This is a genomic window from Micromonospora sp. CPCC 206060 (genome assembly GCF_036906895.1).
In the GTDB taxonomy this organism is placed as follows: Bacteria; Actinomycetota; Actinomycetes; order Mycobacteriales; family Micromonosporaceae; genus Micromonospora.
On record NZ_JBAKHU010000190.1, the window covers coordinates 1 to 2,178 of the forward strand.

General features: G+C 64.9%; 1 protein-coding gene. It reads left to right on the plus strand.

Annotation, left to right across the window (positions count from 1 at the left end; translation table 11 throughout):
* Positions 1–186: 186 nt before the first annotated feature.
* Positions 187–1,647: a hypothetical protein gene (locus V6U90_RS33135; RefSeq protein WP_334445076.1), complete on the plus strand. Its 1,461-nt coding sequence runs from the start codon at positions 187–189 to the stop codon at positions 1,645–1,647.
* Positions 1,648–2,178: the final 531 nt, after the last annotated feature.

The window sequence follows — 2,178 nt, forward strand, 5'->3', positions numbered from 1 at the left end:
CAACCCACCGAACAACAAACGATCACGCAACAACCGCTAAACACCACTCCACAGGACTTGACCCGACCTGCCGCAAGGCAGTGTGACCTGGGTGTGCAGGACCACTCTGACATCGACCGATGGCCGACGCCTACCGGGATGATGAGGGCCTATGCCCGGGTGGAAACCGGTCGGTATAACTGACCGATGGTCGACATCGCCGCGCCGCTGAAGCCGCACCAAGTCGAGGTGCTGCGCTGGGTAGAGGCTGGATGCCCCGACCCGGGTATGCCAGGCGATGGCGCGAAACACACCGCGAGGGCGTTGCAGGGCCGCCGCCTGGTCACGGTGTCACGCCGGGACGGCCGGTGGTCCGCGACCTTGACCGAGCGTGGCCGCTACTACCTCGACAACGGCCGGTACCCCGCAGTGACCAGCACGGTGACCAGTGACCTGTTGGAGAGTTCACCCACGCAGGCGACCTCTGGCGGAAAGAGCCGGCAGCCAACGGCGAAACCATCGGTGATCCAGGAGGCGACAGTGCTGATCGAACGGCTCCAGACCAGCGGCGGCACCGTGGTCGTGTCGGATCCGGACGCCGACACCCGCGCGAGCTATCGGCGCGCCATCCACGCTGCCAAGCAGCACAAACTCGTGCCCGACGGCTACGACCTGCGGCACACCGGCCGCAACACCGGTGACCTCGTCGTTCGTCTGTACTCGGCGGCGCAGCCCTATGACACCGATTGGAATCGGCTACGGCTCGACCAAGGCGACACTCGCGCCACTGCGGCCGCCGACTACGACGCCCTCGAACAGGACCCCACCACCCTGCGGGTGGCACCGGAATCGATCCCCCGGGTGCTCGCCCTGCTCCGGGCGATCAATGACGCCGGAGTGCACCGCAAATGCCGCGTGGGCATCAACCTCACGACGAAGAACCCGAAACCGTACGTCAAGTTCGGCAGCGCCCGACGGTCGCTGGAGTTCTTCGAGGAGTACGACCAGGTACCCCACGTGCTCACCATCGACGAGCGCCGAACGAAACGACTCCGCCCCTGGGCACACATTCCGGAGTTCGACAGCGTTGCCACCGGCCGCCTCCGCCTCGAAGTCATCAAGTTCCAGTCCAACGAGCGCCTCACCTGGCGCGACACCCCGACCAGGAGCCTGGAACAACAGGCCAGTCGCATCGTCGCCGACATCATCCAATCCATCGAAGAACAGCAACGAGTCTCCGCCGCCTTCCACCAGCGTGAGAAGGAACGGCAGGCCGCGGCGAGACTCGCCGAACAGCAGGCAGCAGAGGAACGCCGCCGCCGCGACATCGAACGCAAAGCAAGGTGGGAGCACGCCATCACGGAAGCTCGCCGACTCGCCGTCGAGGAGCACCGCAGGACGACACTCAACACCGCCATGGAACAGTGGCAGAAAGCCGTGAACATGCGGGCGTTCTGCGACGCCCTCGAACACGCCGCCGCAGATCAGGTGGCCAGGGATGGCGAACTCGCCACCTGGTTGACCTGGGCACGCGCCTACGCCGACGAAATCGACCCTATTGTCGGTACACCCACGCTCACAACGGTCGACTTCACCATCGAACCGAGCCCGGAAGATCTACGCCCACACCTGAACGGATGGAGCCCGCACCATCCGAAGAAGGAATAGGCAGGCCGCCTGCGGTCAGCCGACTGTTGGTCTGGGTGGGTTTGAGCCATGGCAGGCTCTGGAAGACCATGGGCGGCACGTCGATGGGCCGTACCTTTGGTCGGCCCTCGTCGTCGGCGCCTTGGAAGGCCCGCAGTTCCCCCGAAAGTCCTCCTCGTCGCGGACAATGGCCTCGAACGCGCGGTACAGATCAACGTGGGTGTTGCGGGGGCCGGGGACACTGCGGTTCGTTGTGGGAGCGGCTTCCCGACGGCGATGGGGTGTTCAACCAATTGGCGAGTGGTCCGATCGCACAACACCACATCGCTGCGCATCGCGACCAAGATCGGCATGAGCGAGCAGTACACGACGGTCGACGAGAAAGGCCCCCTCACCTTCCTGGCCTCGGCCCCACTGCTCACCCATCACCGATGCGACGACGCCCCGCTTTAGGGTAGTGACCTTCTCCTGCTCGACGAGATGGCTGGCTACAGACCTTGAATGGTCAGGTTGTCTCGGGTTCGAGGGTCAGTCCGGTGTGTGCGAGGAAGC